20 protein-coding genes are annotated in these 23,077 nt (G+C 71.1%); 12 read left to right on the top strand and 8 right to left on the bottom strand.

Features of this window, described 5'->3' with window-relative positions; genetic code table 11:
- Positions 1 to 37 precede the first annotated feature (37 nt).
- Together ACIBH4_RS20310 and ACIBH4_RS20305 are read left to right on the top strand one after the other, a co-directional pair.
- Positions 38 to 2,272, top strand: a complete 2,235-nt coding sequence (locus tag ACIBH4_RS20310) for a serine/threonine protein kinase (RefSeq protein ID WP_362766352.1) — start codon at positions 38 to 40, stop codon at positions 2,270 to 2,272.
- A 29-nt stretch (positions 2,273 to 2,301) separates the two neighbouring features.
- Entirely contained in the window at positions 2,302 to 2,640 is a 339-nt protein-coding gene (locus tag ACIBH4_RS20305; RefSeq protein ID WP_362766355.1) for a YbaB/EbfC family nucleoid-associated protein, read from the top strand.
- 260 nt (positions 2,641 to 2,900) lie between these two features.
- Here the strand turns inward: ACIBH4_RS20305 and ACIBH4_RS20300 are convergent, their stop codons facing one another.
- The 3 genes from ACIBH4_RS20300 to eccCa all read right to left on the bottom strand — a co-directional run bounded on the left by ACIBH4_RS20300 (position 2,901) and on the right by eccCa (position 8,301).
- Positions 2,901 to 3,857, bottom strand: coding sequence for a hypothetical protein (locus tag ACIBH4_RS20300; RefSeq protein ID WP_362507684.1), 957 nt, complete (start codon positions 3,855 to 3,857; stop codon positions 2,901 to 2,903).
- Positions 3,854 to 4,237: a hypothetical protein gene (locus ACIBH4_RS20295; RefSeq protein ID WP_362507681.1), complete on the bottom strand. Its 384-nt coding sequence runs from the start codon at positions 4,235 to 4,237 to the stop codon at positions 3,854 to 3,856. The genes ACIBH4_RS20300 and ACIBH4_RS20295 overlap by 4 nt, the downstream gene beginning before the upstream one ends.
- A gap of 98 nt (positions 4,238 to 4,335) precedes the next feature.
- Positions 4,336 to 8,301, bottom strand: a complete 3,966-nt coding sequence (gene eccCa, locus ACIBH4_RS20290) for a type VII secretion protein EccCa (protein WP_362507678.1) — start codon at positions 8,299 to 8,301, stop codon at positions 4,336 to 4,338.
- Positions 8,302 to 8,696: 395 nt separating this feature from the next.
- Here eccCa and eccD point away from each other — a divergent pair, with 395 nt between their 5' ends.
- The 6 genes from eccD (at position 8,697) to ACIBH4_RS20260 (ending at position 14,327) form a co-directional block, all read left to right on the top strand.
- Positions 8,697 to 10,082, top strand: coding sequence for a type VII secretion integral membrane protein EccD (eccD, locus tag ACIBH4_RS20285; protein ID WP_362766357.1), 1,386 nt, complete (start codon positions 8,697 to 8,699; stop codon positions 10,080 to 10,082).
- A 146-nt stretch (positions 10,083 to 10,228) separates the two neighbouring features.
- Positions 10,229 to 11,656: a type VII secretion protein EccB gene (gene eccB, locus ACIBH4_RS20280; protein ID WP_362507673.1), complete on the top strand. Its 1,428-nt coding sequence runs from the start codon at positions 10,229 to 10,231 to the stop codon at positions 11,654 to 11,656.
- Between the two features lie 108 nt (positions 11,657 to 11,764).
- A complete protein-coding gene (locus ACIBH4_RS20275) occupies positions 11,765 to 12,079 on the top strand; it encodes a WXG100 family type VII secretion target (protein ID WP_362507670.1) in 315 nt (104 codons plus the stop codon).
- A 22-nt stretch (positions 12,080 to 12,101) separates the two neighbouring features.
- Positions 12,102 to 12,407: a WXG100 family type VII secretion target gene (locus ACIBH4_RS20270; RefSeq protein WP_362507667.1), complete on the top strand. Its 306-nt coding sequence runs from the start codon at positions 12,102 to 12,104 to the stop codon at positions 12,405 to 12,407.
- A gap of 116 nt (positions 12,408 to 12,523) precedes the next feature.
- Entirely contained in the window at positions 12,524 to 12,895 is a 372-nt protein-coding gene (locus ACIBH4_RS20265) for a hypothetical protein (protein ID WP_362507664.1), read from the top strand.
- Positions 12,896 to 12,899: 4 nt separating this feature from the next.
- Entirely contained in the window at positions 12,900 to 14,327 is a 1,428-nt protein-coding gene (locus ACIBH4_RS20260) for a WXG100 family type VII secretion target (protein ID WP_362766359.1), read from the top strand.
- 274 nt (positions 14,328 to 14,601) lie between these two features.
- Here ACIBH4_RS20260 and ACIBH4_RS20255 read toward each other — a convergent pair whose 3' ends face one another.
- Positions 14,602 to 15,015: a nuclear transport factor 2 family protein gene (locus ACIBH4_RS20255; RefSeq protein WP_362766362.1), complete on the bottom strand. Its 414-nt coding sequence runs from the start codon at positions 15,013 to 15,015 to the stop codon at positions 14,602 to 14,604.
- A 90-nt stretch (positions 15,016 to 15,105) separates the two neighbouring features.
- Between ACIBH4_RS20255 and ACIBH4_RS20250 the strand changes: the two genes are divergently transcribed.
- Together ACIBH4_RS20250 and ACIBH4_RS20245 are read left to right on the top strand one after the other, a co-directional pair.
- Complete coding sequence (locus tag ACIBH4_RS20250; RefSeq protein ID WP_362766365.1) at positions 15,106 to 15,660, top strand: MarR family transcriptional regulator; 555 nt, start codon at positions 15,106 to 15,108, stop codon at positions 15,658 to 15,660.
- Between the two features lie 9 nt (positions 15,661 to 15,669).
- The gene (locus ACIBH4_RS20245; protein WP_362507658.1) at positions 15,670 to 16,311 is read left to right on the top strand and encodes an MBL fold metallo-hydrolase; all 642 of its coding nucleotides are present in this window, start codon (positions 15,670 to 15,672) and stop codon (positions 16,309 to 16,311) included.
- Positions 16,312 to 16,529: 218 nt separating this feature from the next.
- Here the strand turns inward: ACIBH4_RS20245 and mnmA are convergent, their stop codons facing one another.
- Both mnmA and ACIBH4_RS20235 read right to left on the bottom strand, forming a co-directional pair.
- Entirely contained in the window at positions 16,530 to 17,600 is a 1,071-nt protein-coding gene (mnmA, locus tag ACIBH4_RS20240) for a tRNA 2-thiouridine(34) synthase MnmA (protein WP_362507655.1), read from the bottom strand.
- Between the two features lie 169 nt (positions 17,601 to 17,769).
- Positions 17,770 to 18,933, bottom strand: coding sequence for a cysteine desulfurase family protein (locus tag ACIBH4_RS20235; protein ID WP_362507652.1), 1,164 nt, complete (start codon positions 18,931 to 18,933; stop codon positions 17,770 to 17,772).
- 111 nt (positions 18,934 to 19,044) lie between these two features.
- Here ACIBH4_RS20235 and ACIBH4_RS20230 point away from each other — a divergent pair, with 111 nt between their 5' ends.
- Together ACIBH4_RS20230 and ACIBH4_RS20225 are read left to right on the top strand one after the other, a co-directional pair.
- Positions 19,045 to 19,551: a TetR/AcrR family transcriptional regulator gene (locus ACIBH4_RS20230; RefSeq protein WP_362766368.1), complete on the top strand. Its 507-nt coding sequence runs from the start codon at positions 19,045 to 19,047 to the stop codon at positions 19,549 to 19,551.
- Positions 19,552 to 19,732: 181 nt separating this feature from the next.
- Complete coding sequence (locus ACIBH4_RS20225; RefSeq protein WP_362507646.1) at positions 19,733 to 20,935, top strand: MFS transporter; 1,203 nt, start codon at positions 19,733 to 19,735, stop codon at positions 20,933 to 20,935.
- A 79-nt stretch (positions 20,936 to 21,014) separates the two neighbouring features.
- On the opposite strand, the gene ACIBH4_RS20220 is transcribed toward ACIBH4_RS20225, so the two are convergent.
- Positions 21,015 to 21,968 carry an electron transfer flavoprotein subunit alpha/FixB family protein gene (locus ACIBH4_RS20220; RefSeq protein WP_362766371.1) on the bottom strand — a complete coding sequence of 318 codons (954 nt, stop codon included), beginning with the start codon at positions 21,966 to 21,968 and terminating at the stop codon, positions 21,015 to 21,017.
- 18 nt (positions 21,969 to 21,986) lie between these two features.
- Positions 21,987 to 22,766 carry an electron transfer flavoprotein subunit beta/FixA family protein gene (locus tag ACIBH4_RS20215; RefSeq protein ID WP_362766374.1) on the bottom strand — a complete coding sequence of 260 codons (780 nt, stop codon included), beginning with the start codon at positions 22,764 to 22,766 and terminating at the stop codon, positions 21,987 to 21,989.
- Positions 22,767 to 23,077 lie beyond the last annotated feature (311 nt).

Genomic DNA, 23,077 nt, shown 5'->3' with positions numbered 1-23,077 from the left:
AAGCGGCTTTATTGACAGCTGTGCTGAAAGGAATGCAATGGGGCATTTGTACCCATTACTGGCTGAAGATCCCAAGCGCATCGGTGTGTACATCCTGGTCGGCCGGCTCGCCCAGGATCCAGGACACGCCGCCTACCTGGGACATCTTCCCGACGACGACATCATCCGCGTCATCCGCCTCCTCCCCGCCGAACCCGGGGCCCCCGACCCCCGGACACGGGAGCGGATCACCAACGAACTGCACGCCGCCAAGCGCGCGTCCGGAGCCCACGCCGCGAGACTGCTGGAGGTCGGCTGGTTCGACGACCGCCCGTACGTGGTCCGCGAGCACATCGAGGGACCCACGCTGCGGCAGGCGGTGGCCGAGGGCGGGCCGCTCACCGGGGACGCGCTGGAGCGGTTCGCCGCCGGCACGCTCACCGCGCTGACCGCCCTCCACCTGTCCGGCCTCGCCCACGGGTCCCTCACCCCCGACACCGTGCTGCTCGGCCCGGACGGTCCCCGCGTCTTCGACATCGGGCTCGAACCCGTCACGGGCGAGCGGGAGCCGGACTACCGGGCCCCCGAGCACATTCGCGAGGAGGCCACCTCCGCGCCGGAGGCGAGCAAGCCCGCCGACCTCTTCGCCTGGGCGGCCACGGTCGTCCACGCCGCGACCGGGCGGCCGCCCTTCGGCGGGCTTCCCGAGAAGGTCCTGGAAGGACACGCGGACCTGACCGGCGTGCCCGCGGAGCTGAGGCCACTCCTCGCCTCCTGCCTGGACGGGCGAGCTCGTGAGCGCCCGGACGCCAAGGCCGCCATGCTGCGCCTGCTGGGCGAGCCGGAGGTCCCGGACGCGCCGGCTCCCCTCCCCGACATCGCCACCGGTCCCGCGACCCCCCCTCCTCCCGGCCCTGTCTCCGGCGTCCTGGGGCTCCCCGGCGTCCCCGGCACCGCCTCGGACATCGGAACGGAGATCGGGGCACCGGGTATCGGTGTGGGGGCGCGGCCGGGCACGGGGATCACGGGGGAAGACGACTCATCACGGGGCGAGAAGGTTCCCGGTGCCGCCGCACCGCGACAGGTGGAGCCCGCGACGTCGGTCTGGGGAGCTCCGCAGCTTCCCCAGGTCGCGTCGGCCGCTCCCGGAGCCTCGGACCCGGCACCCGCGAAGGCGGTCAAGGACCGTCCGAGGACGGGCAACTTCTCGATGGCGCTCGCCGCCTGCGTCGGTGTGATCGTCCTGCTCTCCGGGCTCGGGATCTGGGCCGCCGGACGGTACACCGCCCTGAGCGAGCAGCGGGCCTCCGCCGACGGCGCGCTCCCCGAGGTCTCGCTCGGGCTGGTGGACCGGTCACGGAACGAGCCGCAGGGGCAGGACCCCGTACAGAACACCGGCGAGAACCCCTCGGGCAAGGTGACCGTACCCTGGGGTACGACGCCAGAGCCCGAGGTCGCCGAGGTGGGGCCGCTGCAACTGCCGAGCGACGCCCCCGCCGAGCCGCCTCAGGTGCCGGACATCGGCATGTACACCAACCCTCCGCCCGTGCCGACGGCGCCGCTCACCGAGGCTCCGAACGTGCCCGGGGTGCCGAGCCCCACGGCCGGACTGCCCTCGGAGGCGGAGACGTCCGCCCCCGCGGCCCAGCCGACCCCGGCACCGACACCGACCCCGTCGTTGACCGTCGAGCCGGAGGGACCCCCGACCGGAACGCCGACCCCTGAGCCGAGCCCCACCCCCACCCCGGCCCCGCCCGGCACCCCCGAACCGACGCCGACCGCGCCCCAGGCGACCCCCACCCTCACGCCGACCCATCCGGCCGCGAGGCCGACGTCGTCCCCGACCCCGCCGTCCCGGAAGCCCTCGCACACGGCACGGCCCTCGTGGACGTTCAGGCCCTCCCAGACGGCCAGGCCCTCGTGGACGTTCTCGCCCCCGAGTCCTTCGTCGTCCGCGCCGGCGCGGCGCGCCAACCCCCACACGCCGGAGAAGGTCTGCGGGCCGGGCTTCGTCGTGCAGCGGCAGTCCCCGTTCACGGGCGGGACGGTCTACCAGCTCTTCAACGCCGCCACGAAGAACACCTGCGTGGTCACCCTGAAGAACGAGAACGTGGGGGTCGCGTCCCCGCTCTGGGCCACCCTTGAGGTCCAGGGCAGCCGGGCCAATACCGAACGAGGCAGCCACGAGTACTACATCGGCCCGATCATCGTCTCCGCCCAGGGCAAGTGCGTGCGCTTCGGCGGCGGTGGATCCGCCGACTCCGCCTCCGTCGACTGGGGGAACTGCCGGTAATGCGCGGCCAGCGGGAGAGCATGCCGGGCATGTCCGACGAACCGTACTCGCCGACCGGGGATCCGGAGGCGGACCGGCTCCTCACGGTGATCGGGGAGCAGACGACCCGGATGGAGGAGGTCGGCCGGAGCCTGGCCGACGCCAGGGGCCACGGCCGGGCGGCCGACGGCCACGTGTCGGTGGAGGTGCTGGCCAGCGGCGCGCTGGCCGCCCTCCGCATCGACCCGCGTGCTCTCCGCCTGGGCTCCGAGGCCCTCGCGGAGGCGATCCTGGCGGCCTCGGGCGAGGCCGTCAGGGACGCGGCCGAACAGAGCGGCGCGCTGCTGAACTCCCTCCTGGAGGACCCCTTCAGGAACCAACCCCTCTGACCAGGTGACCGGTCGGCCCCGGTTCACCCTGGTCGTGGATCCGGCCCCGGGCTTTGTCCGGGGCCGGATCCATGAGGGGACCAGGGCAGGTCCGGCCGGACCGTGGCGGGGCCACGGCAGAGCCATGGCCGAACCGCGGCGGGACCATGGCAGGTCCGACCGAACCGCGGTCGAAACCAGCGGGACCACCGCAGGTCCGACCGAAACGCGGCGGGGCCACGGCGATGCCCGAACGAGGCCCGACGAGGCTACGGCCCCGCTCAGGCCGGTGGCTTGGCCGCGCGGGAGCCGTGCACGATCACCTTGGAGACCCACTGCTCCCAGGTTGGGAGGGCGGGATCCCCCTGGACCGTGTTGTCCGCCACGGTGTACGTCCCCGAGCCCACCAGCCGGGACATCAGGTTGCCCGCCGCGTCGTTGGGGAACGCCCTGCCCCATGGGCCGATCTTGGTCAGGTCGAAGGCGGCGTTGAAGGCCATGTTGCTGACGAAGCCCCGGCCGAACTGCTTGGTGTTCTCACCCTCTCCGGTGACGTCGTTGCCGGTGAGGTCCTTCTTCACCCCGGCGAGCTCGAAGATGCTCCACTGCAGCACCTGCTGGCCGCCCGCGTAGCCCACGCTGTCACCCAGGTAGTAGAACGAGTTATAGATGATCTTCTCGACACTGATCTTGAAGATCTTCATCTGCAGGATCGCGCGCCCCTTGAAGAACCTGTCCATGATCTGCTTCTGCACGGCCGCCCCGATGCCCGCCGTGGCCCAGCCCCAGGCCACCGTGTAGACCATGTTCATCCACGCCTGGACGGCGAGCACGATCAGCACGTACCGGGTGATCTCCACGGCCTGGGCGTAGTCGCGGCAGGCTTTCGCGATCGCCCGGCAGAACGTGGCGACCTCACCGGGATAGGGCCGGAAGGTGCCGGTCCACAGCGTGCTGAACTCCCGCACGGCCGCGCCGCCGTTGTTCTTCCAGACCTGCTCGGCGACACCGTTCGCGTCGGTGCCGGAGCCTTCGATGGTGTTGGCAAGGTTGTCCCAGATATCCGCTGCCGTGCGTAGCTTGTCCGGATCACCTTCCGGCCAGCCCACGCCGAGCATGGACGTGACGAACGCGGCGGCCCCGAGGGAGCCCGCCCCCATCGCGGTCTTGACCGGGTTGGCCTTGGCGAACGCCCCCACCGCCCCCAGGGGACCCGCGGGCAGGCCCAGGCCGCTCATTCGAGCTCGGCCTTGCCGCCGGGAGCACTGATCTCGGGGCCGACGACCGCCTTGACCATCTCCCCGACCGTCGCCCAGTTGGCCCCGGTGACGTTCTCGCCGACCAGACCCAGGTTGTCGCCGATCTTGCGGTAGCCGTTCCCGATGCCCTCGACATGGCTCTTCGCCTCGTCGCGGGCGGCGAGGTAGCCGGTGCCGCCCGCGGCACCCGCGAACTTCCGGCCGACCTCGTCGTTGCCCCAGAAGGCGCCCAGGGCGTCGAGGTCGGCCATCGCCTTGGCGAAGGCCGTGGCGAGCTCGTCGCTCTCGGTGTGAAAGTCTTCCTTACGTCTTTTCAGATCGGCCGGACTGATATCCGTCGGCTCCGGAGGAAATGACAAGAGAGCCCCCTGAACGTTACGCACGTTTTCGGGGTGAAACTATTCATCCATTGTTACGCGAGATGTTACGCGGAATGTTCTCCTTTGTTTCTTCCCGTTCACTTATCCGTATCGGGCTGTGAGACGAACGCGGTCTGGATGAGGCGCACACCGTTCCTCCGGTCGGAGAGATAGGCGCGTCCCGGCGGCAGCGCGTGGGGACGCACCCCGAACAGCACGCCCTCGTCCTTGTGGCCAGACATCATCACGGCCGGGGTGGCCATGTCCTTGAGCCGCTGGAGCACCGGGTCGAACATGGCGCGTCCCGCGCCGCCCATCGCGCGGGCCAGCACCAGGTGCAGGCCGATGTCGCGGGCCTGGGGCAGCAGATCGAGCAGCCCGCCGAGCGGGTTGGCGCCCGAGGCCACCACGTCGTAGTCGTCGACGACGATGTAGATGTCCGCCCCCTTCCACCAGCCGCGCGAACGCAGTTCCTCCGGCGAGAGGTTCGCCGGGGGGAGCCGCTTGATCAGCGAATCCCTGAGCTCGCCGATGAACTCGGTGGCGGCCGTCGAGGAGGCCGCGTACCCGATGCGGTGCTCGGTGTAGGCGGCGTCCAGTAGCGAGCGGCGGTAGTCGATCACGACGAGGCGGGCCTTCGAGGGCTCGTGGCGGGCCACGACCCCCTCGGCCACCAGGCGCAGCAGGTTGGACTTGCCGCTCTCGTTGTCGCCGATCACGACCAGGTGCGGATCCGCGTCGAAGTCGGCGAGCACCGGCGAGAGGGTGCTCTCGTCGATGCCCAGCGGGATGCGCGCACCGGTCTCCTCGGGGCCCGGCAGGCTCTCGGGCGCCAGGACGGCGGGCAGCAGCCGCACCCTGGGAGCGGGTGGACCCTGCCAGGCGGCGGCGACGGACTCGACCATCGCCCGGGTGGCGGTGGGCAGGTCCTCGCTCTGGTCGCCGCCGTCGACGCGGGGCAGCGCGCTCAGGAAGTGCAGGCCCTCGCGGGTGAGGCCGCGCCCCGGCACGCCCTCGGGAACGGCCATCGCGGTCCTGCGGTTCACCTCCGACTCGTAGGCGTCACCCAGCCTCAGCTCCACCCGGGAACCGAACAGGTCGCGGATGGAGGGCCGGAACTCCGACCACTTGTTGGTCGCGGCGACCACGTGGATGCCGTAGCCGAGACCTCGGGCGGCCAGCTCGGTGATCGTGGGCTCCAGCGACTCGAACTCCTGGCGGACCGTGAGCCAGCCGTCGACCACGAGGAACACGTCCCCGAAACCGCCGGGATCCACGGTCCCCGCGGCGAGCAGGCGCCGGTAGGCGGCGATCGAGTCGACGCCCAGCTCGGCGAACTCCCGCTCCCGCCGCGCGAGCAGCGCGGTGACCTCGGCGACGGTACGGCGGACCCGGTCGGTGTCCATCCGGTTGGCCACCCCGCCGACGTGCGGCAGGCCCTCCAGCGAGGCGAGCGCGCCGCCGCCGAAGTCCAGGCAGTAGAACTGCACCTCGGCGGGGGTGTGGGTGAGGGCGAGACCGGCGATCAGCGTACGAAGCACGGTGCTCTTGCCGCTCTGCGGCCCCCCTGCCACGGCCAGATGCCCGGCGGCACCCGACAGGTCGAGCCAGTACGGGTCGCGCCGCTGCTCGAAGGGGCGGTCGACGACGCCGAGCAGCGCGTGCAGCCCTCCGCGCCCCTGCCAGTGCGCGGTCGTCAGCCCGTGCCGCGGGGTGACGGACAGCGGCGGCAGGAGCTGGTCCAGCGAGGGCGGCTCGGCCAGCGGCGGCAGCCAGATCCGGTGCGCGGGCGGACCCTGCCCGCCCAGCCTGCGGACCACGACGTCGAGCAGCGTGTCGCGCCCCGTGGCGACGCTCTCCGGTTCCTCCTCCGGCTCGGCCTGGAGGGGAGGCGCGATGTAGGCGGGACCGTAGGGGACGATCTGCCGCCCCTCGGCGCGCTCGCGCCGCACGACCCGTCGCTCGGGGGTGTAGGGCCCGGAGACGTACGCGGCCTTGAAACGGACCATCCCCGTGGTGTCGAACTTCAGGAAGGCGTTGCCCGGCGCCGAGGGCAGCTCGTAGGCGTCGGTCACGCCGAGGACCACCCTGCTCTCCATCGCCGAGAAGGTCCGCAGGCCGATCCGGTACGACAGGTGGGTGTCCAGGCCGCGCAGCCTGCCCTCCTCCAGCCGCTGCGAGGCCAGCAGCAGGTGAACCCCCAGGGACCTGCCGAGGCGGCCGATCATCACGAAGAGCTCGATGAACTCGGGCTTGGCCGACAGAAGTTCGCTGAACTCGTCCAGCACCACGAAGAGCGTGGGCATCGGGCTCAGGTCGGCCCCCTGCTCCCTGGCCTGCTCGTAGTCGCGCAGCGAGGCGTAGTTTCCCGCGGCGCGGAGCAGTTCCTGGCGCCGTACCATCTCGCCGTGCAGGGCGGCGTGCATGCGGTCGACGAGCGGCAGCTCGTCGGCGAGGTTGGTGATGACGGCCGAGACGTGCGGCAGGGAGTCCATGCCCAGGAAGGTCGCGCCGCCCTTGAAGTCGACGAGCACGAAGTTCAGGACCTCCGACGAGTGCGCGACGGCCAGTCCGAGCACCAGCGTGCGCAGCAGCTCGCTCTTTCCCGAGCCGGTGGCGCCGATGACGAGGCCGTGCGGGCCCATGCCGCCCTGCGCGGACTCCTTGATGTCCAGCTCGACCGGGCGCCCGTCGGTACCGACGCCGATCGGCACCCGCAGCCGGTTGCGCGGCGCCCTGGGACGCCAGAGCAGCGCCGGGTCCAGCCCCGCGGGGTCGCCGAGTCCCAGCAGCTCGGCCAGCGTGGTGTCGGCGGCGAGCGCGTCGCCGCCCCCGGCTCCGGCCGGTGAGCCGCGCAGCGGGGCGAGCCGCCTGGCGAGCCCGTCCGCCTGCAGGTACGAGAACCTGTCGGGCCTGCCGAGCGGGGTGACGACCTCCTTGCCCGCCTGGTCGGTGGTGACCCGGCTGAACAGGTCCTCGGTGACGCGCAGCCTGAGCATCGTCTTCTCGCCCGCCGGCGTGGTGGTGCCGTCGAGGTCGATGAGGGTGACCCCCTCGATCGCGTCCGCGCCCAGCGGGGAGTCCTGCGGGACGTGCCCGCCGTCGATGATCACGATGTGGTACGGGAGCGCGTCGGGGGAGATGCCCGGCTTGAACCGTGCCCGGTTCTTGAAGTCGGCGCCCAGCAGCCTGTCCAGCTCGCCCAGGTCCTCGGTCATGAGGCGGACGGGCCCCGCCGCGTCGGTCTCGTGCGGGTGGAGGGCGTGCGGGAGCCACTTGACCCACTCCCAGTGGGCCATCCACTCCCTGGACGCGCACACCGCGATCCTGAGCTCGTCCGGCGAGTGGAAGACGGCGAGCTGGCCGACGAGCGCCCTGACCATGTCGCGGACGGCCGCCTCGGGACCGGTGAGCCTCACCCTGGCGAAGGAGTGCAGGGAGATGGCGATGGGCAGGTCGGCCACCGTCGAATGGGCTCGGACGAAGCGGCGCAGCGCCCCGGCGGACATGGCGTCCAGGTCCTCGACCGGCTTGGACTCCGGTGGTATGAGCTGGATCGCGAGGCGCTGGGAGCCGGTGCCCACCCTGACGGCGCCGAAGTCGGCGTCCGAGGGGCGCCGCTCCCACAGGCGGGCGCTCAGCGCGATCGCCCAGAGGGCGTCGGGGGCGGGGCCGTTCCAGTCGAGCGCCTCGCGCTGCCTGGCGGCCGCGCGCCTCACCTTGGCGCGGGTCTGGGACAGGTAACGGAAGTAGTCGCGGCGCTGGCCGTTGATCCGCTGCTTGCGCTCCCCGCCCGCCCTGCCCATCTGACCGACGGTCATACCGACCATGGAGAGCGCGAACATGCCGCTCGCCACGTACATGATCGGGTTTCCGCCGCCGCCCCCGGCGAACATCAGCCCCATCGCGGCGCCGCCCGCCACCATCGGCAGGTACATGAGCACCTGCGTGAACCCCGCCGAGGTGGTCTCCGGGATCTCCGGCGGCGACTCCAGGAGGATCTCGCCGCGCGGTGGTGCCGGAGGTGGGCGTCGCTCGGGACGCCGAACGACCACTATGCCCACTTCGCCCCCGATGTGAGTTAAGCAAATATCGTGCAGTCCGGATCACCTTGACGCGCTCCCCTGCCTGAAGGCCGGGGATTCAGCCCGCACCGCGCGTTCACGCGGCACCTCTGAGGCTTCCTGCTTCGTCGACCTGAGCCACCGCGAGCGGTGGTCTTACCGGGCCTCCACAGTCGTTTAGCGTCTCCGCCCGCCCGGCGGCGACTCGAACACATTACCGCATCGCCCCTGATCTGACGGCGAAACCACTCAGGTCAGGGCACGCTCGCACCCTAGCGGGCACTCCCGCGCGAGCCTTCGCCTCCGGCCTGAAGGCCGGAGCACTGGCCCGCATTCCGGTAGCTCACCACCCCGCCGGGTGCCGGATGATCGCGGAGGTGGCTAGCATGCGCCCTGTGAACCAGGTGACCGCAATCTCCCTGTGCCGCATCACCGTCGTCACCCCGCGCCGCCGGGTCGACCTGGCGGTGCCCTCGGACCTTCCCCTCTCCCATCTGCTGCCCGACCTGCTCGCCGCCACCGGCGAGAGCGCCGAGGAGGTCGCGCCGGTCGGAGGATGGGGACTCCAGCGGATCGGCGCGGCACCCATGCCCTCTGGCGCGGGCCTGAACGAGCTGGGCATCAGGGACGGCGAGGTCCTCTACCTGCTGCCCCGCTCGTCCCAGCTGCCCGAGGCGGTCTTCGACGACGTCGCCGACACCGTGGCGACCGGCGTCAAGGAAAGGACCGGGCGCTGGCGGCCCGCGCACACCAGGGGCGTGGGGCTGGGCACCGCGGCGCTGTCGATGGTCGCCGCGGCCGTGGTGCTCGCGGTGAGCGGCCCTCCCTGGGGCCCGGTCGTCGCCTTCGCCGGAGCGTGCGCGATCCTCGCCGTCGTGGCGGGCGCCGCGCTCTCCAGAGCCCTGGGCGACGGACGTGCCGGCGCGATCATCGGCTACACCGCGCTGCCCCACGCCTTCCTCGCCGGGGCCTGCGCGCCCGCTCCCCCCGCCGGCTCCGCCGCCTTCGGAGCGCCCAACCTGCTCGCCGGGTTCGCGGTGACCGCGCTGGTCGCCACCGTGACCGGCTGGGTCGTCGCCGAGGGCCTGCCCAACTTCTTCGGCGTCGGACTGGCCGCGGTCATCGGGACGATCTGTTCGGCGATCGTCATGTTCACCGGGGCGCCCGCCGCCGGTGTGGCCGCGGTGGCCGCCGCGGTGACCCTCGCCTGCGCACCGCTCATCCCGACGACGTCCTTCCGGCTGGCGCGGCTCCCGCTGCCCGCGCTGCCCGCCAACGCCGAGGAGTTGCGCGCCGACACCGACGACATCGACGGCGCGGACATCCGGCGCCGCGCGACGGAGGCCGAACGGTTCGCGACCGGCCTCACCGCGGGCGTCGCCCTGGTGGCACTGGGCACGCTGCCCGCCCTGCTCACCGTGAGCGGGTGGACCGCCCCCGCGACGCTGGTCACGCTCTCGCTCGCACTGCTGATGCGCGCCCGCGTCTTCCAGGGGACCGGTCAGCGTCTCTGGCTGCTCGGCTCGGGGCTGACCGGGCTGCTCGCACTCATCCTGGGCGTGGCGTTCACCACGCCCGGCTCGGCTCCGGCGGTCACGATCGGCCTGGTGTGCGCGACGGCGGTGGCGGGCGGGATGGCGCTCCTCCTCCCCCAGCGGCGGCCCTCCCCGTTCTGGGGTCGCGCCGGGGACATCCTGGAGTTCTGCCTGATCCTCGCCCTGATCCCGCTCGCGCTCGGGGTGATGGACGTGTACGCGGCCATCAGGGGTTTGTCGGGCTGACCGGCGGTAGCGCATCCCGACCGCGAGCTCGCCGACAGTGGTAAACGCCAGATACCAGCACCGTTCACCATTCGCGCCCTTTGCACTGATCGTCGATCACGCTTCTATGCTGTCGGCGACCGCGCACCCGGCGAGGCGGAGGTGGGATGCAGACCCGTCGTGATCTCTATCAGGCGCACAAGCTGATGACCCAGCGCCTGGGCATGGCCCTGCTCCAGGGCGAGCCCGACGTGCCGGAGTCGCCGATGCGCAGGCAGAACGTCGCGACGTTCTGCGGCATCCTGGTCGCGGTGCTGGTGGCGGTGGCGTTCGGCGTCTACGGGCTGCTGCGCCCCGGCGGCGCCACCGCGCTCACCGAGCCGGGGACGGTGATCGTCGAGGAGGAGTCGGGCGCGACCTTCGTCTACAGCGCGACGCGGGGGCAGATGATCCCGGTCGCCAACGTGACCTCGGCCAGGCTGCTGCTCGGCGGCGGGCAGGGGGTGAAGGTCCGCACGGTTACCACGGCATCACTCGCGAGCTTCCCCCGTGGGCTCCTGGTCGGCATTCCCGGCGCCCCCGAGTCGCTGCCGCCCCGCGAGCGGCTCGTCCGCGCCCCCTGGTCGGCCTGCGTGGTCGAGGGCGTGGACACCGCGGGGACGCCTACCCCGCACACCTCGCTCGTCGGCGGCTTCGCGGTCGGCGGCACCCCGCTCGGGCAGGACACCGCGATGGTCGTGCAGGAGGGTTCGCAGACCTGGCTGCTCTGGTCGGACCGGCGGATGCGGGTGCCGCAGAAGAGCCTGCGGGCGCTGACCGAGGAGCAGCCCCGGCAGGTCCCCGCGGCCTGGCTCAACGCGCTGCCCATCGGCCCCGACTTCAGCGCCCCGGCGCTCGCGGCCCGCGGCAGGGTGATGCGTGGCCCCGACGGGGGGCGCTCCGCCGCGGGCCGGATCTACACCGTGCGGGCCACGTCGGGGGACACCGCCAAGTGGTACGTCCTGCTCCCCGACGGCCTGGCCGCGCTCACCCCCGCCCAGGCCGAACTCCTGCTCCAGGACCCGGCGAGCAAGAGGGCGTACGGCAGGGCGCCGGTGCGCGCCGTGGAGATCGACGCCGCGACCGCGAACGGGATGCGGCGCTCGGCCACCCGCTTCGATCCCGCGGGGCTTCCCGCCACCATGCCCCGGGTCATCGCCCCCGATCCCGCCTCGCCGGTGTGCGCGGTCTACGCCGAGACCGAGCGCGGATCGACGCGGGCGCGGCTCACCGTCGGCAGCACCACGCGCATTCCCGCGCCGCCGGCGGGCCGCTTCGACCAGGACTCGGTGGACCAGGTCGTGCTCCCACCGGGCACCGCGTCGCTGGTGGGCGTGCTGCCGGGGAACGGCAGGCTGGACGCGGTCACCTCGGTCTTCCTCGTCAGCGACCAGGGGCGACGGCACGCGATCACCGCGACGGAGTCGCTGGCGAGCCTCGGCTACACGGCGGCGGACGTCGCGCCGCTGCCGGCGCACATCGTGCATCTGATCCCGCAGGGACCCGCGCTCAGCCGGACGGCGGCGGGAGTCCCGGTGCCCGTGGGACAACCGTGATCCCCGTTACCAACGGTACATCTGTTCGTTACAGGTGAGAGATGCGATGGTTGTCCACTTTGTAATGATCGAAAGACCCATGTCAGTCGAACACCATGGAGGTGTCACGTGGTTCAGAGGACCACCGCGTACCATTCGCGGCTTGGCGAAGCGTCACAGAAGACCGACGACGCCAAGGGCACGATCAACCAGATCAAAACCCAGCTCGAGGGCCACAGGGGCGAGCTGCGCTCCGGCTGGGACGGCCAGTCCGCGGTCTCCTTCGACGGCGTGTTCAACGCCTGGAGCACCGAGATGACCAACATCCTGCGCGAGCTTGAGGGCCTGTCGATCAAGCTCAAGAACATCCAGAAGAACTACGAGACGGCCCAGGAGAACCAGACCGCCGTCTCGCAGCGGCTCGGGGCCGACATCAACAGCTGACAGCTCAGAAACGGGGATCACCATGGCTAGCGACTTTGACCGCACTCTTGTCGACTTCGGCCAGATGGACCGCTCTGCCGCGGACTTCGCGCGGCAGTGGCAGATGTTGGAAGGGACCCTCCAGAACCTGGAAGGGGACCTCGACCGGTTGCTCGGCGACTGGGAGGGCGACGCCCGCACGGCCTACTACGGCGCCCGCGCCCAGTGGGACGCCGCGTCCGGCCGGATGGCCGCACTGCTCCAGCGTCTCGGTGGCGTCATCGAGATCGGCAGGGAGAACTTCGCGACGACCGAGAAGGTCAACGTCACGATGTTCGACGGACGCTGACCCCACGCTGACCCCACGAACGGGGCGGGTCACGGCGCTGCCGCGACCCACGTCACCGGGGAGAACCAACCGGGTCGCGGCGCTGCCGCGGCCCCTTCAGTAACGGGGAGAGAGGCATGTTACCTCCCGAAGACAGAGTCGCGCCCCCCTGGCCGGGCCTCGACAAGGACCGCCCGGCCGTCGAGATCAAGCGCGACCGGATCAAGCAGCTCCTCAAGGCCCTTGAGGAGGACGTCGCGCGCCTTGAGGGCTCGAACGAGGGCGCCCTGCAGGACATGCGGGCCATGACCAACCTGACCGAGGCCCACTTCGGCACCTGGGACACCGCCAAGGACGTCGCCAGGACCGCGGGCAAGGCCCACATGAAGGTCGGCACGGTCTACCAGGACACCATCGTCAAATACCGGGCCGCGATCGAGTTGCTGCGCGTCGCCGCCTACAACTACCAGGACGCCGAGCAGGCCAGCACCACGAACAAGGCGAGCTGAGGCGATGGGCAACGACCACGCGCTTCACCACATCAAGTTCGACGGTGAGGGCCCCCCTGGGATCGGCAGCCGTGGCCACTACAGCGGCTACAGCGCCGAAGAGATCAAGATGATGTTGCAGAACACCAACCCGCGGGCCATCGAGGACGCGGGCCACGCCTACAGTTCCGCCGCGTCCACACTGCGCGCCAGCCACACCCTCATCCGGCAGATCGCCGGAGAACTCGCCCAGGTCTGGAGCGGTGACGCCTCGATCGAGGCGCAGAACGCGCTCCAACTGGTCCACAAGACGGTCAACGAGCTGTCCACCCGCTGCGGCCAGCTCGGGCCACCACTGACCCACTACGGCAGGGAGGTCCTTCCCAAGTACATCGAGTACGCCAACAGCAGGCCCTCGATGGGGTTCCTCGACGGGGTCGACTTCCTTCCGGGAGACGACATCGCCGTCGGGAAGGTCGGTAACACGTACCTCTTCACCAACAAGTCGACGAACGACTTCGCCCGCGAGGACCTGATGGCCCTCAACCAGGAGCTGGTCAATCTCTACGACCGCATTCCCGCGACCGTGGAGAAGGACCTGCCCCAGCTGAGCGGCGCGGTCGACCCCGCGCTCACCAACCAGAACTACCCGGGCGGCCTGGGAGGCTACCCGGGAGGTGGGGGTTACGCCGGGGGCGGTGGCATACCCGGCGGCTACGGCGGGGGCGGCGTCGGAGGGCTGCCCGGTTTCTCGGGCGGTTATCCGGGAGGCCCGGGGAGCGGCTATCCGAGTGGGAGCGACTATCCCGGCGTCTCCAACCCCTCCATCCCGGCCTATCCCGGCGGTCCCGGCGCGGGCGCTCCGGGTACGGGTCTCCCAGGCACGGGTGCTCCCGGCACGGGTCTTCCCGGTCCGGGTGTTCCCGGCACGGGCCTGCCGGGCAACGGCAACCTTCCGCCCGGGTACACCGACCCGACACTTCCGAACCCGAACGACCCGCGCGCGGGCTTGGATCCGAATGATCCTCGCAACACCAAACTGGCCGGTTTCGAGCCCACAGTGCCCGGCGGCCCCGGCACCGGCACCGGACTCGGTCCTGGCACGGGAGTCGGTCCCGGAACCGGGCTCGGCCCCGGAACCGGTCTGCCCCCCTACACCGGGGGCGGTGGCGGAGGCGCGGGTCCCACCGCGTTCGGCCAGAACGGTCCGGCGGGGCCGAGTTCCTGGGTCGGCAACGGCGGCACCACCGGGGCCGGCGGCGGTCTCGGAGGCGTCGGTGGTGTCGGCGGCCCGAGGGCCGACGGCCGTGGCGGCATGGGCGGCATGCCGTTCATGCCGATGAGTGGCGCGGCGGGCCAGGGAGACCAGGACCGCGAACGCTCCACCTGGCTCACCGAGGACGAGGACGTGTGGGGTGGTGACCGCGGTACCGCACCGCCCGTGATCAACTGATCGGACCGCGCGGGGGCACCGCCTCCAACGGCAGTCTCCCGCGCGTGTTCCGCCCTCCGGCCTCGCCCCGCGAAGCCCGTGGAGCACCCCCTCACACGACTCCGGTCCCGTCCTAAGAAACCCGCGAGGCCCGCGAAACACCCCCGCGCGCGACTCCGGCGTGGACCCGCCGGACCGGCCCTCACGACTCCGGCCCGATCCACCGGACATCCCCGGCATGCCCCTTCGGGGCGCACCGCCCTCCCCCGAGACCACGGCCCGGAGCGCGTCCTGCTCAGGCGCTCTCATCGCCCCAGAAAGCGTCGACCTCGTACTGGTTACGGCTGTGGAACCAGCCCTCGGCGATCCTGCCGTCGCGCATCGTCATGACGTGGGCGAGGTTGTTCTCCAGCGGAAGGTCGCGGTCGGGCCGGGACGCGGTGTAGGTCGTCAGGGCAACGGCCGTCTCGTCGTCCGACAGCACGCGGTGCACGGTGAGCTTGAGGGTTCCGCCGGTGGCGGCGAACGCGTGGGCGACGAACCCGAGCACGGCGTCGCGGCCGACGTAGTCGCCGGTGTTGGCGCCTCGCCCGGGGACGTGCAGGACCGAGTCGGGGGTGAGTGCCCTCCCCGCACCCTCCAGGTCCCCCACGGTGAGGGCGTCGTAGAGATCCCGTACGGCCTGTGCGTTGCGCTGCGCGTCGTTCATGGTGATCCTCTCAAAGAATTTCGATGTAGAAATAGTTGCATTAAGGTATTTCGATGTCAAACTATTGGAACCGAGACGTGAGGAGAACGCATGGAAGACCCGGACGCCGGTGTCCAGCGGATGATCGAGCAGTGGAACAGGGAGATGCCTGACGTGGATCCCCTGCCGATGGCCCTGTTCGGCCGCCTGACCCGCGCCGACACCCTCGCGGGCACCGCCATCGCCACGACCCTGCGCGCCCACGGTCTCAACCGGGGAGAGTTCGATGTGCTCGCCACCCTGTACCGCTCCGGAGTCCCCGAGGGGTTGTCGGCCGGAGCCCTGTCCTCCTCGATGCTGCTCTCACCGGCCGCGACCACCAACCGCGTCGACCGCCTGGAGTCGGCGGGTCTGCTGGTCCGCGCACCCGACCCCTCCGACGGCCGCGGGGTACGGGTTCGGCTCACTCCCGAGGGGCGCGAACTCGTCGGCGACGCGGTGGGCGACCACCTCCGCGGTATGGAACGGATGCTCTCCGGCCTGTCGGCGGCCGAGCGCGAGCAGCTCTCCGGCCTGCTGGCGCGACTGCTCCGCAGCATCGCCACCGGAGACCGCGCAGGAGGCGCGACGGCGCCCCCTCGGGGCGATGATCCGCCTCGCCCGTAGGGTGAAGGGATGAGACTCACGAAATTCGGGCACGCGTGTGTCCGACTGGAGAAGAACGACTCCGTCCTCGTGATCGACCCGGGCTCCTTCAGTGAGGAGTCCGCGCTCGACGGGGCACAGGCCGTGCTCATCACCCATGAGCACTTCGACCACGTGGACGCCGACCGACTGCGCCGGGCCGCCGAGGCCAACCCGTCCCTGGAGGTCTGGACGAACGAGGGCGTGGCCGCCACGCTCACCGACGTTCCCGCCAAGATCCAGGTGGTACGGCACGGCGACGCCTTCGACACGGCCGGTTTCGGAGTGAAGGCCGTCGGTGAGTGGCACGCCCCCAACCACCCGGACCTGCCGATCGTGCGCAACGTCGGCTTCCTGGTGGACGAGGAGGTCTTCTACCCGGGCGACGCGTTCACCCTTCCGGGTGTCGAGGTGCCCACGCTCCTGGTGCCGACCAACGCGCCGTGGATGAAGGCGTCGGAGATGGTCGAGTATCTCCGCCAGGTCCGTCCGGCCCGCGCCTTCTCCACCCACGACGGCCTGATCAACGACATCGGGCTCCGGTTGGTCGACATGTGGCTGGAGATGGAGTCGGACAAACAGAAGGCCGACATGCGCCGCCTCAAGCCCGGCGAGTCGGTCACCCTGCCGTAGGAATCCCTCGGCAGGAGAGCCGCTCTCCCACCGGGCTCGCGGGGACGTGACGCTGCCGGCCCGGTAGGCGAACCCGCGCCGGTTCCGCACGCCGGGCTCGCGAGGACGTGACCGCCGAGGACACGCCCGCGCGACGGCCCGGAACGCGGATCGAAGAACGCGCCCTCAGGGAACGCGCTCGGAGAACGGGCTCGGAGAACGCACTCCGGAGAACGCGCTCAGGAGGCCGAGGCGATGGTGGCCGAGCCGATCACGGTGTCGCCGAGATACAGCACGGCCGCCTGCCCCGCCGCGACCCCGGTGGCCGGGGCGTCCAGCGTGATGTGGACCTCCCCGCCGGAGAGCTGGGCACGGCAGCCGTACACCTCGCCGTGGGCGCGGAGCTGGACCGTGCAGGCCAGTGGCTCGCGCGGCTCGTCCACCGGGCCGTTCCAGACCGGCCGCTCCGCGACGATGGCCGTGACCTGGAGGGACGAACGCGGGCCGACGGTGACGGTGTTGGAGACCGGCTCGATGGAGAGCACGTAGCGCGGGCGGCCGTCGGGGGCCGGGCGGTCGATGCGCAGGCCCTTGCGCTGGCCGATCGTGAAGCCGTAGGCACCCTCGTGGCCACCCACGACCTCGCCGGACTCGTCGACGATCGGGCCGTGCTCCGCGCCGAGGCGGTCGGCGAGGAAGCCTCGGGTGTCGCCGTCGGCGATGAAACAGATGTCGTGACTGTCGGGCTTGTCGGCCACCATGAGGCCACGCCGCGCGGCCTCCTCGCGGACCTGGGCCTTGGTGGAGTCACCCAGTGGGAAGATCGCGTGAGAGAGCTGCTCCCTGGTGAGCACGCCCAGGACGTACGACTGGTCCTTGCCCTGGTCGGGGCTGCGGCTCAGGACACCGTCCGTGATCCGCGCGTGGTGCCCGGTGGCCACCGCGTCGAAACCCAGCGCGAGGGCCCGGTCGAGCACCGCCTCGAACTTGATCTTCTCGTTGCAGCGCAGGCACGGGTTGGGCGTGCGCCCGGCGGCGTACTCGCTGACGAAGTCTTCGACCACGTCTCGGTGGAACCGCTCGGCCATGTCCCATATGTAGAAGGGGATACCGATCACGTCGGCGGCCCTGCGGGCGTCTCGCGAGTCCTCGACCGTACAGCACCCGCGGGCGCCGGTCCGATAGGACTGAGGGTTGGCGGAGAGGGCGAGGTGGACACCGGTGACGTCATGGCCCGCCTCGGCGATGCGGGCGGCCGCCACTGCGGAGTCGACGCCACCGGACATGGCGGCAAGCACACGAAGACTCATAACCTCTTGAGCCTACCCGCGTCGGGCGCCCACCCCCGTCGGATCAGGAGGCCCCCGGGCCATGATCCGGCTCGCGCCCGGCCGAGGGACCGGGAGCCCCGGAAACACGAACCGCTTCCGCCCGAGATTCGGCGCGCGGTCCGTACGACGGGCACCCGTACGGCATGGATCAGCTCATCCCCGCACGACGGGCGCGCTCGACGACGAGGCCGATGACCTCGATCAGCCGGTCCACGTCCTCCTCGGTCGAGGTGTGCCCCAGGGAGAAGCGCAGCGAGCCGCGCGCCCTCACCCCGTCGGCGCCCATCGCGAGCAGCACGTGGGAGGGCTGGGCCACCCCGGCCGAGCAGGCCGAACCGGTCGAGCACTCCACGCCCTTGGCGTCCAGCAGCATGAGCAGGGCGTCGCCCTCGCAGCCGGGGAAGGAGAAGTGGGCGTTGCCGGGCAGGCGGCTCACCGGGTCGCCGTTGAGGATCACGCCGGGCACCGCCTGGCGGACCCTGCGGATGAGGTCGTCGCGGAGCCCGGTCAGCCGGGCGGAGGTCTCGGCCTGCCGGGCCACCGCGGCCCGCACCGCCGTGGCGAAGCCGGCGACGGAGGGGGCGTCGAGCGTGCCGGAGCGGATGTCGCGCTCCTGGCCGCCGCCGTGCAGCACCGGCATCGGGTCGACGCCCCTGGCGAGCAGCAGGGCGCCGACGCCCATCGGGCCGCCGACCTTGTGCCCGGAGATCGTCAGAGCGTCGACCCCCGAGCCGGCGAAGTCCAGGGGAAGCTGGCCGACGGCCTGGACCGCGTCGGTGTGGAAGGGGATGCCGTGCTCTCGGGCGATCGCGGCGAGCTCGTGGACCGGCTGGATGGTGCCGACCTCGTTGTTGGCCCACATCACGCTGACCAGGGCGACGCTCGCCGGGTCACGCTCGATGGCGTCGCGGAGGGTCTGCGGGTGCACCCGGCCGAACTCGTCGACGTCGAGCAGTTCGACGGTCGCGCCCTGGTGATCGCTCAGCCAGTGCGCGGGGTCCAGGGCGGCGTGGTGTTCCACCGCGCTGATCAGGATCCTGTCGGCGCCCCCGGCGCGACGGGCCCAGTACAGGCCCTTCACGGCGAGGTTGTCGGCCTCGGTGCCGCCCGCCGTGAAGACGACCTCGCTGGGCCTGGCGCCGAGCGCGGCGGCGATGGTCTCCCTCGACTCCTCGACGACCTGGCGGGTGCGGCGGCCGGCGGCGTGCAGGGACGACGCATTGCCGACCCGGCCGAATTGGGCTGTCATCGCCTCGATCGCCTCGGGAAGCATCGGCGTGGTCGCCGCGTGATCGAGATAGGCGGGCTTCACGACCGCATTCCCCTCCCCCACTCGCTGTCAACCTTCCAAGGGTATCCGCGCCCGCCCGGGACCCGATCCCCGAGTTGACCACTAAACCGTCCAGACGGTACAGTAACCGCCATGAGACGGGAAGAGCTGTTGGACGCGGCAGAGAATCTGCTCTGCGACCAGGGCTCTCAGGCGCTCACCCTGGCGACCGTCGCCGAGCGCGCCGGATGCAGCAAGGGCGGTCTGCTCTATCACTTCGGCACGAAGGAAGCCCTGATCAAGGGCATGGTCGAGCGGCTGATCGAGGAGTTCGACGAGCTCATCACGGCGCAGGGGCACGACACCTACACCAAGAACTATCTGGCGGCCACGTTCGCCGCCGTGCAGAGCGGCAGGCTGCGGCGCTGGGCCGTGGTGACGGGAGCCTCCGGCAATCTCTATCTTCTGGCGCCGCTGCGGGTGGCGATGGCCCGATGGCACCGCGAGGGGCTCGACCGCGAGCCCGACCCGGGGGCCGCGCAGATCGTGCGCCTGGCCTGCGAGGGACTGTGGGACGTGGCGAGCCACGACCCCGATCTCTACGACGCCGAGCACTTCGAAGGGCTGAAACAGCGCCTTCTCGCCCTGTTGCCCGCCTGAGCACCCCCGCCCACCTGATCATCCTGGCGCCGTGACGCGCCGGCCGGTGGGCATCCGTTCCGATCATTCACCCGAGCAGGTAGGCCCTTAAAGATTGGTGGTCGCTTTCGCGTGCGAAAGCGACCGTCTTCGGCATGCCCGCTCCCCGGTTTGTCAAAACATTTATTGAAGGGATTAAGTCATGACCCGCGACCTGAGAGCGGCCCGAACCGGGGCGGTTCTCACATTCGTGCTCGCCGGGCTGCTGTGCGGATCGATGACCGTTCGCATTCCGGCGCTCTCCGACAAACTCGGCCTGTCCGAGGCGTCGGTGGGCGTCACCCTCCTCGTGTGGGGGCTGGGAGCGCTCATCACCATGCAGTCGATGCGCGGGGTGATGGCACGCTTCGGCAGCCGGAGCATCCTGCGGGTCGCGGCTCCCCTGACCGCGATCACCCTGGCGCTGCTCGCGGTGGCGCCTTCGTTCCCCCTCGCCCTGGTCGCGAGCGGCCTGTTCGGCATGGCGTTCGGCGCGGTGGACGTCGCGATGAACGCGCAGGGTTCGGCGGTCGAGCGCGCCTACGACCGTCCGCTGATGAACGGCATGCACGCCGGCTGGTGCGTGGGGGCGATCTCGGCGGGCCTGCTGGGCACCGTGGCGATCATGGCGGGACTCTCGTTCACGGTCCACCTCGCCCTGGTCGCGCTGCTCGCGCTCCCCGTGACGGCCTTCGTCAGCCGCTCCTACCTGCCCGACCCTCCGGCGACCTCGGGCCACTCGGCCGAGGGCCGGAGCACGGCGAGGCGCCGGATGCCTCCGGTGGTCTACCTCCTCGGCGTGATCGCCTTCTGCGCGTTCATGGTGGAGGGTACGGTCGCCGACTGGAACGGCCTGTACCTGCGCAACGTGCTGGGTGCGCCGGAGGCGCTCGCCGCCCTGGGCTATCCGATCTTCGAGGCGGGCATGCTCGCCGGACGTCTCACCGGCGACCGGGTCCGGATCCGCTTCGGGGCCCGCGGCATGATGGTCGCCTCGGGTCTGGCCACCGCCGCGACCTTCGCCGTGGTCATCACGGCCCCCACGGCGCCGATCGCCCTGTCGGCGATGCTGTTCGTGGGCGTGGCCGTGGCGACGGTCTCGCCGATGGCGATGTCCCTGGCGGGCGGCGCGACCGGCGATCCCGGACCCGCCATCGCCCAGACCGGTGCGATGGGCTACGCGGGACTGCTGCTCGGCCCAGTGATCATCGGTTTCCTCTCCGATCTGGTCACGCTCAGGGTGGGCCTCGGCATCGCCGTGGTGCTCGGCGTCCTGATCGCCGTCGCGGCGTGGTTCCTGCCCCGCTCCCGCGCGGTCACCGTCGCGCTGGAGACCCCCAGGCGCGAGCTGTCCATGGCGGCCTGAACTCGCCGAGGGGCACCGCACGCGACGTGCGGTGCCCCTCCCGTCTTCCTGCCTGTCGTACGCGGGTGACCCGAGCGGGTCACTTGCGCTTGGTGACCTCCTCGGTCAGCTGCGGGACGATCTGGTGCAGGTCGCCCACGACGCCGTAGTCGGCGAGCTCGAAGATCGGCGCCTCGGGGTCCTTGTTGATCGCGACGATCGTCTTCGCGGTCTGCATGCCGGCCCGGTGCTGGATCGCCCCGGAGATGCCCGCCGCGATGTACAGCTGCGGCGAGACGGTCTTGCCGGTCTGGCCGACCTGGAACTGGTGCGGGTACCAGCCGGCGTCGGTGGCGGCGCGGGAGGCGCCGACGGCCGCGCCGAGCGAGTCGGCCAGCTCCTCGATGATGGAGAACTTCTCCGCGGAGCCGACGCCCCGGCCACCGGAGACCACGATCGCGGCCTCGGTGAGCTCCGGGCGAGCGCCCTTCTCCTCCTTGACCCGCTCCACGATCCTGGCGCCCTTGGCGGCGTCGGACACGGTGAAGGTGACGTGCTCCTCGACGCCCGCGCCCGCGGCGGCCTCGACGGGAGTGGCGTTGGGGCGCACCGCGACGATCGGGATGCCCTTGGTCACGCGCGAGCGGACGTTGATGCCGCCGCCGAAGATGGACTGGTCGGCGACCAGGCCGTCCTCGATGCCGACGACGTCGGTGAGCACACCGGAGTCGATCTTGATGGCGAGTCGGCCGGCGATCTCCTTCGCCTCGGCCGTCGCGGCGACGAGCACCGCGACCGGCGACTTCTCGCCCACCAGGTGGGCGAGCAGCTCCGCCTTGGGGGCCACGACGTAGTCGCTCACCTCGGCGGAGTCGGCCACGTAGATCTTCTCCGCGCCGTACTCGGCCAGCCTGGCCTGGGCCTCGGGAGAGTAACCCGCGCCCGTCCAGATCGCCGCCGGGGTGCCCAGCTTCCTGGCGAGCGTCAGCAGCTCAAGGGTGACCTTCTTGACCTGGCCCTCGACGTGTTCGACCAGAACGAGAATCTCGGACATTTCACCTAACCCCCGTTCTCAGACGAACTTCTTCGACGCGAGGAAGTCGGCGGCCCTCACGCCACCGTCGCCCTCGTCCTTGACGACCGTGCCCGCCGCGCGAGGCGGGGCGACCGCGAACTCGGCGACCTCGCTCCAGGAGTTCGCCAGGCCCACCTGGGAGGCGTCGATCTCGGCGTCGGCGACGCCGAGCTTCTCGACCGGCTTCTTCTTCGCGGCCATGATGCCCTTGAAGGACGGGTAGCGCGGCTCGTTGATCTTCTCCACGACGGAGACGACGGCGGGCAGCGAGGCCTCGACCTTGTCATAGCCGTAGTCGGTGACGCGCTGGATGGAGATGGCGCTCCCGTCGACCTGCACCTGGTTGGCGAAGGTGAGCTGCGGCACGCCGAGGCGCTCGGCCAGCATCGCGGCGAGGACGCCTGTGCGGGCGTCCGTCGACTCCGAGCCGAGCACGACCAGATCGAAACCGATCTTCTTGAGGGTCTGTGCCAGGGCGTGTGAGGTGCCCAGGGCGTCCGAGCCGTGCAGCGCGTCGTCCACCAGGTGGACGGCCTTGTCGGCGCCCATGGCCAGAGCCTTGCGGATGGTGTCGCTCGCCTTGGCGGGGCCCATGGTGAGGACGGTCACCTCACCGCCGTGGGCCTCTTTCAGGCGCAGTGCCTCCTCGACCGCGTATTCGCACAGCTCGTTGATGACGCCGTCGGCGGCGTCGCGGTCGAGCGTATTGTCATCGGACCTCAGCTTGCGCTCGGTCGCCGTGTCGGGGACCTGCTTCACGCAGACGACGATGTTCATGGCCGGTGGCCGACCTCCCGTGTTCGCGTACGCCACCGCGTCGCTGCGGTTGACGCCGAATGCGGTACGTGCACGCGGGGTACGTGCACGCGCTGCCAAGACTGCCAAATGCTCTCGGGCGGCGTGGCAGTGGGTTGCCCGGTCGGTACGTGCCCGCCCCGGCCCCCCCTCAATTATGTTACCCACGAGTAGCTTAGGCGCAAACCGCCAGGTTGCACGGCTCACATCGGGCAGCCGTAACCTTCCCCGAGGAACACTCCCCTACCATACCGAGCTATGTTCCGGTGTTCGCGGGCGGGTTCCACACAGCG

This window comes from Streptosporangium sp. NPDC050284 (assembly GCF_044459525.1).
Classification (GTDB): domain Bacteria; phylum Actinomycetota; class Actinomycetes; order Streptosporangiales; family Streptosporangiaceae; genus Streptosporangium.
The sequence above is the reverse complement of the archived record's forward strand: the minus strand, read 5'-3'. Positions and strand labels throughout refer to the sequence as shown.

Coding starts and splice junctions, on each gene's coding strand:
- ACIBH4_RS20265 (WP_362507664.1), top strand. CDS start 12,524: ATGTTACCTCCCGAAGACAGAGTCGCGCCCCCCTGGCCGGGCCTCGAC.
- mnmA (WP_362507655.1), bottom strand. CDS start 17,600: ATGAGTCTTCGTGTGCTTGCCGCCATGTCCGGTGGCGTCGACTCCGCA.
- ACIBH4_RS20215 (WP_362766374.1), bottom strand. CDS start 22,766: ATGAACATCGTCGTCTGCGTGAAGCAGGTCCCCGACACGGCGACCGAG.
- eccB (WP_362507673.1), top strand. CDS start 10,229: ATGCAGACCCGTCGTGATCTCTATCAGGCGCACAAGCTGATGACCCAG.
- ACIBH4_RS20245 (WP_362507658.1), top strand. CDS start 15,670: ATGAGACTCACGAAATTCGGGCACGCGTGTGTCCGACTGGAGAAGAAC.
- ACIBH4_RS20310 (WP_362766352.1), top strand. CDS start 38: ATGGGGCATTTGTACCCATTACTGGCTGAAGATCCCAAGCGCATCGGT.
- ACIBH4_RS20220 (WP_362766371.1), bottom strand. CDS start 21,968: ATGTCCGAGATTCTCGTTCTGGTCGAACACGTCGAGGGCCAGGTCAAG.
- ACIBH4_RS20250 (WP_362766365.1), top strand. CDS start 15,106: ATGGAAGACCCGGACGCCGGTGTCCAGCGGATGATCGAGCAGTGGAAC.
- ACIBH4_RS20225 (WP_362507646.1), top strand. CDS start 19,733: ATGACCCGCGACCTGAGAGCGGCCCGAACCGGGGCGGTTCTCACATTC.
- ACIBH4_RS20260 (WP_362766359.1), top strand. CDS start 12,900: ATGGGCAACGACCACGCGCTTCACCACATCAAGTTCGACGGTGAGGGC.
- ACIBH4_RS20305 (WP_362766355.1), top strand. CDS start 2,302: ATGTCCGACGAACCGTACTCGCCGACCGGGGATCCGGAGGCGGACCGG.
- ACIBH4_RS20230 (WP_362766368.1), top strand. CDS start 19,045: ATGAGACGGGAAGAGCTGTTGGACGCGGCAGAGAATCTGCTCTGCGAC.
- ACIBH4_RS20270 (WP_362507667.1), top strand. CDS start 12,102: ATGGCTAGCGACTTTGACCGCACTCTTGTCGACTTCGGCCAGATGGAC.
- ACIBH4_RS20300 (WP_362507684.1), bottom strand. CDS start 3,857: ATGAGCGGCCTGGGCCTGCCCGCGGGTCCCCTGGGGGCGGTGGGGGCG.
- ACIBH4_RS20255 (WP_362766362.1), bottom strand. CDS start 15,015: ATGAACGACGCGCAGCGCAACGCACAGGCCGTACGGGATCTCTACGAC.